Raw genomic sequence first — 6,333 nt, 5'->3', positions numbered from 1 at the left:
CCTCGGTGCGCCAGCGCCAGCTCACCTTCGGCTACACGAACGAGGAGCTGCGCCTGCTGTTGGGGCCGATGGCCGCCACCGGCACCGAACCGCTGGGCGCCATGGGCACCGACACCCCGGTCGCGGTCCTCTCCGAGCGCGACCGGCTGCTGTTTGACTACTTCACCCAGTCCTTCGCCCAGGTCACCAACCCGCCGCTGGACGCGATCCGCGAGGCGCTGGTCACCTGCCTTGCCACCTCGATCGGCCCGGAGGGGAACCTGCTGCAGCCCGGGCCGGTTTCGGCCGAGCAGATCGCGCTGGACTACCCGGTGCTGGACAACGACCAGCTGGACCAGGTGCTGTTCCTGCGCGACGGGCACGGCGCCCGCCAGAGCCTGCGGGTGCGCGGGCTCTACCGGCCCGCCGGCGGGGACCGGGAGCTGCGCGCCCGTCTGGACGAGATCTGTGAGAAGGTCTGCGCCGCGGTGCACCGCGGGGTGCGCTTCATCGTGCTCAGCGACCGGGACTCCTCCGCCGCGTGGGCGCCGATCCCCTCCCTGCTGCTGGTCTCCGCGGTGCACCACCACCTGCTCTCCAGCTCCACCCGCACCCGGGTCTCGCTGCTGGTCGAAACCGGCGACGCCCGGGAAGTGCACCATGTGGCGCTGCTCATCGGCTACGGCGCCAGCGCCGTGAACCCGTACCTGGCGCTGGAGAGCGTGGAGCAGATGGCTCTGGAGGGCACCTTGCCCGGGGTGGGCCCGGCCCCCGACGGGCGGGCCGCGGCCGCGAACCTGGTCAGGGCGCTGGGCCAGGGGGTGCTGAAGATCATGAGCAAGATGGGGATCTCCACCATCGCCTCCTACTGCGGCGCCCAGACCTTCGAGGCCCTGGGGCTGGGCCGGGCGCTGGTCGACGAATACTTCACCGGCACCCCCAGCCGGCTGGACGGGATCGGGCTGGAGGTGATCGCCCGGGAAACCGCGGCCCGCCACGCCCGCGCCTACCCTGATCACCCCTCCCACCCCGGCATCGGCACCGGCACCGGGAGCAGTGCCGCGAGCGGTGCCCCGCAGCTGCCCGGCGGCGGGGAATACCAGTGGCGCCGCGGCGGGCCCCCGCACCTGTTTGACCCGCAGACCGTGTTCCGGCTGCAGCATTCCACCCGCACCCGGCGCTATGACGTGTTCAAGCGGTACACCGCCGCGGTCGACGAACAGGCCGCCGAGCTCAAGACGCTGCGTGGGCTGCTGCGGCTGAACACCCAGGCCGCCACCCCGGTGCCCATCCAGGAGGTGGAGCCCGTCAGCGCGATCGTCACCCGTTTTGCCACCGGGGCGATGAGCTATGGCTCGATCTCCGCCGAGGCGCACGAAACCCTGGCGATCGCAATGAACCGGCTCGGGGGCAAGTCCAACACCGGGGAGGGCGGGGAGGACCCGGCCCGGCTGAACGACCCGCTGCGGCGCAGCGCCATCAAGCAGATCGCCTCCGGGCGCTTCGGGGTGACCAGCCGCTACCTGAGCAGCGCCGTGGACATCCAGATCAAGATGGCCCAGGGCGCCAAGCCCGGGGAGGGCGGGCAGCTGATGAGCACCAAGCTCTACCCGTGGATCGCCCGGACCCGGCACTCCACCCCCGGGGTCGGGCTGATCTCCCCGCCCCCGCACCACGACATCTACTCGATCGAGGACCTGGCCCAGCTGATCCACGACGCCAAATGCGCCAACCCCTCCGCCCGGATACAGGTCAAGCTGGTCTCCGAGGCCGGCATCGGCACCGTCGCGGCCGGGGTCGCCAAGGCCAAGGCGGACGTGGTGCTCATTTCCGGGCACGACGGCGGCACCGGGGCCAGCCCGCTGAACTCGCTCAAGCACGCCGGCACCCCGTGGGAGATCGGGCTGGCCGAGGCCCAGCAGACGCTGATCCTCAACGGGCTGCGCCAGCGGGTGACCCTGCAGGCCGACGGGCAGCTGAAGACCGGGCGCGATGTGGTGATCGCGGCGCTGCTGGGCGCCGAGGAGTTCGGCTTCGCCACCGCCCCGCTGGTGGTCTCCGGGTGCATCATGATGCGCGTGTGCCACCTGGACACCTGCCCGGTCGGGGTGGCGACCCAAAACCCGGAACTGCGCGAACGCTTCAGCGGCAAGGCAGAGTTCGTGGTCAACTTCTTCCAGTTCCTGGCCCAGGAGGTGCGCGAACTGCTTGCCGCACTGGGCGCGCGCACCCTGGACGAGGTGATCGGGCGGGTCGAACTGCTGGACACCGCCCAAGCGGCCGCCCACTACAAGGCCCGCGGGCTGGACCTGGGCCCGATCACCCACGTGCCACCCGTGGCCCCGGCCGCCCGGCGGCGCACCACCGGGCAACAGCACGGTTTGGAGAACCACCTGGACCGGCGGCTGCTGGCCCAGGCCGGTCCGGCGCTCGCCGTGGGCACCCCGGTGCGGCTGGCGGCCAGCGTGTCCAACACCGACCGCTCGGTGGGCACCCTGCTGGGCCACCACCTGACCCGCGCCGCCTTCGACGCCGACCGGCCGGCGGACACCATCACGGTGCGCCTGCAGGGCCAGGCCGGGCAGTCGCTGGGCGCGTTCCTGCCCGCCGGGATCACCCTGCGCCTGGCCGGGGACGCGAACGACTACGTCGGCAAGGGCCTGAGCGGCGGGATCATCGCCGTGCACCCGGGCACCGGCAGCGCCTGCCCGCCCGAGGAACAGGTGATCGCCGGCAACGTGATCGGCTACGGCGCCACCAGCGGCCAGCTGTACATCAACGGGCGGGTTGGCGAACGCTTCGCGGTGCGCAACTCCGGGGCGACGCTGGTCGCCGAGGGGATCGGCGAGCACGGGTGCGAGTACATGACCGGGGGCACCGTGGCGGTGCTCGGGCCCACCGGACGCAACTTCGCCGCCGGCATGTCCGGGGGTGTGGCCTGGGTGCTGGACTTCGACCCCCGGCGGCTGAACCCGCTGGCCGCCGCCGGGCAGGAACTGTTGATCGGCCCGCTGGACGACGCGCAGGCCGGGCAGCTGCACGCGCTGCTCACCGAGCACATCGCCCGCACCGGCTCCCCGCTGGCCCAGCGCCTGGTGCTGGACTGGGACACCAGCCGCACCCGCTTCACCAGCATCATCCCGCGGCACTACGCCGCCATCGAAGAACTTCGCACCCACGCCGCCGACTCCGGGCAGAACCCGGACTCGGCCCAGGTGTGGACCCAAATCCTGGAGGTGACCCGTGGCTGACCCACGCGGCTTTCTGAACATCCGCCACCGTGAAACCCAGCCCCGGCGCCCGGTGCCGCTGCGGCTGCTGGACTACCGGGAGGTCAGCGAACGCCAGCGCGCCGGCACCCTGCAGGCCCAGGCCTCGCGCTGCATGGACTGCGCGGTCCCGTTCTGCCACCAGGGTTGCCCGCTGGGCAACCTGATCCCGGAGTTCAACGACCTGGTCTACCGCCAGCGGATGGACGAGGCGGCCGACCGGCTGCTGCAGACCAACAACTTCCCGGAACTGACCGGCCGGCTCTGCCCGGCGCCCTGCGAGGCCGCCTGCGTGTTGGGCATCAACCAGCCGGCGGTGACGATCAAGCAGGTGGAGGCCGAACTGGCCGGGCACCTGCTGGACGCCGGAGCGTTCACCCCGCAGCCGCCGGCCCGGCACACCGGGGCGCGGATCGCGGTGGTCGGCTCCGGCCCGGCCGGGCTGGCCGCCGCCCAGCAGCTGACCCGGGTGGGGCACACCGTGGTGGTCTTCGAACGCGACGAGGCCCCCGGCGGACTGCTGCGCTTCGGCATCCCGGACTTCAAGCTGGACAAGCGGGTGCTCGAGCGCCGGCTGGAGCAGCTGCGCGCGGAAGGCACCATCTTCCGCACCGGGGTGAACATCGGTGTGGACGTCGGCTGGGATGAGCTGCGCCGGGACTATGACGCGGTGATCATCGCCATCGGCGCCGGAGTGCCGCGCGATTTGCCCGTGCCGGGCCGGGAGCTGGACGGGGTGCACTTTGCGATGCAGTACCTCACCGACAGCAACCGGGTGGTGTCCCAGGCGCGCCGCAGCCCGCGGATCGACGCCCGCGGCAAGCACGTGGTGATCCTGGGCGGCGGGGACACCGGGGCGGACTGCCTGGGCACCGCGCTGCGCCAGCAGGCGGCCAGCGTCACCACCCTGGCCATCGGCCAGCAACCCCCGGCCGAACGCGGGCCCGGGCACCCGTGGCCGACGGTGCCGCCGCTGTTCGAGGTGCAGTCCTCCCACGAGGAGGGCGGGCAGCGCAGCTACCTGGCCTCCACTGTGAGATTTAATGGTCGGCAGGGCCGGGTGATCGGTGTTACAGTGGCAGAGACGGAATTTGTCGCTGGCTCACGCCTCCCGAAGCCCGGCACCGAGAAGCTGATCAAGGCGGATCTGGTGCTGCTCGCCCTCGGGTTCACCGGACCGGAAAAAGCCGGGCTGGATGAACAGGTCAGTATCGATTTCGACAATCTGGGCAACGTCGCCCGTGATGGCTACTACCACACCGGCGCGGACAATGTGTTCGCCGCCGGGGACGCCGGTCGGGGACAGTCCCTGATCGTGTGGGCCATCGCCGAGGGGCGCTCCGTCGCCGCGGCGGTGGACCGTCACCTGCAGGGGCACACCATGTTGCCCGCACCGGTCGCCCCCACCGATAGGGCCATCAGCATCATGTGAGTGTCACGGGTGCGTTGCGGCCAGCCATGGAGTTTCAGCCTTGGAATTCCCGGCCGGACGTACCGTGGAAAGTGAAAGGCATAATAGGCTGACGGTATGAGACGCGCGAAGATTGTTGCTACCTGGGGACCATCGATTGAGAGCTACGAAAACACCGTGGCGGTGTTGCAGGCCGGGGTGGACGTCGCCCGGCTGAACATGAGCCATGGCGACCATTCCACACACGCGAACAACCTGGAAAACGTGCGCAACGCCTCCCGTGAGGTAGGCCGCGCGGTGGGGATCTTCGCCGACCTGCAGGGCCCGAAGATCCGTCTGGGCCGGTTCAAGGACGACGCGAAGTACATCCTGGAGCCGGGGGAGCGGTTCACCATCACCACCGAGGACATCGAAGGGGACCGCAGCATCTGCTCCACCACCTTCAAGGGCCTGCCCGGGGATGTGCAGCCGGGGGACATGCTGCTGGTCAACGACGGCAAGGTCCAGCTGCGCGCCCTGCAGGTCGACGAGGTCAAGGTGCTCACCGAAGTCGTCGTCGGCGGGGAGGTGTCCAACAACAAGGGCATCAACCTGCCCGGCGTCGCGGTGAACGTGCCGGCACTGAGCGAGAAGGATGAGGACGACCTGCGCTGGGCGATCCGCGCCGGAGTGGACATGGTCGCCCTGTCCTTCGTGCGCAACGCCAGCGACATCCATCGCGTGCACGAAATCATGGACGAGGAAGGCCGCCGCCTGCCGGTGATCGCCAAGATCGAAAAGCCGCAGGCCGTCGCCGCCCTGGAGGAGATCATCGACGCGTTTGACGCGATCATGGTCGCCCGCGGCGATCTGGGCGTGGAGCTGCCGCTGGAGGAGGTCCCGATGGTGCAGAAGCGCGCCATCGAACTGGCCCGCCGCTGGGCGAAGCCGGTCATCGTGGCCACCCAGGTGCTCGAATCGATGATCGAGTCCCCGACCCCCACCCGGGCCGAGGCCTCGGACTGCGCCAACGCGGTCATCGACGGCGCCGACGCGGTCATGCTCTCCGGGGAGACCTCGGTGGGCGCCTACCCGGTGGAGACCGTGGCCACCATGGCCCGGATCATCACCTCCACCGAGCAGCACGGCCTGGACCGCATCCCGCGGCTGGGCTCCAAGCCCAAGACCCGCGGCGGGGCGATCACCCGTGCCGCCGTGGAGATCGCCGACCAGCTCGATGTGAAGTACATTGTCGCGTTCACCCAGTCCGGTGACTCGGCGCGCCGCCTCTCCCGGCTGCGCCCGCACAAGCCGGTGCTGGCCTTCACCCCGCTGCCGCAGACCTACAACATCATGACCCTGATGTGGGGTGTGCAGGCCCGCCTGGTGGAATACGCCGACCACACCGACAAGATGACCGCCCAGGTCGACGAACGCCTGCTCTCCGAGGGGCTGGCCGAGGTCAACGACCTGGTGTGCATCGCCGCCGGTTCGCCTCCAGGGCAGGCCGGGTCCACCAACACCCTGCGCATCCACAAGGTCGGTGACCTTGCCGATGCCGGCCAGCTGCTGGACGGCAAGCCGATGCCGGACCGGGAGAAGGTCGGACCGTGGGCGCCGGAGAACGTGCGCGGCACCTCCATCTAGGCATAGCCGCCGACTCGGGCCGCGAGGTTTCTCACGGCCACCGGCCAG

The 6,333-nt window shown here is 70.6% G+C and carries 3 protein-coding genes; all 3 read left to right on the top strand.

All coding sequences use genetic code 11. The features are described from left to right. On the top strand, window positions 1-3,230 hold a 3,230-nt coding region (gltB, locus tag RCJ92_RS14435; RefSeq protein ID WP_446754926.1), incomplete at its 5' end, for a glutamate synthase large subunit. Next, complete coding sequence (locus RCJ92_RS14430) at window positions 3,223-4,680, top strand: glutamate synthase subunit beta (protein WP_446754925.1); 1,458 nt, start codon at window positions 3,223-3,225, stop codon at window positions 4,678-4,680. The genes gltB and RCJ92_RS14430, both read left to right, overlap by 8 nt. 96 nt (window positions 4,681-4,776) lie before the next feature. Further along, window positions 4,777-6,285 (top strand): pyruvate kinase, encoded by a 1,509-nt coding sequence (pyk, locus tag RCJ92_RS14425; protein ID WP_446754924.1) that lies wholly within the window; start codon window positions 4,777-4,779, stop codon window positions 6,283-6,285. Window positions 6,286-6,333 lie beyond the last annotated feature (48 nt).

Source organism: Glutamicibacter sp. BSL13, from assembly GCF_052928425.1.
The sequence above is the reverse complement of the archived record's forward strand: the minus strand, read 5'-3'. Positions and strand labels throughout refer to the sequence as shown.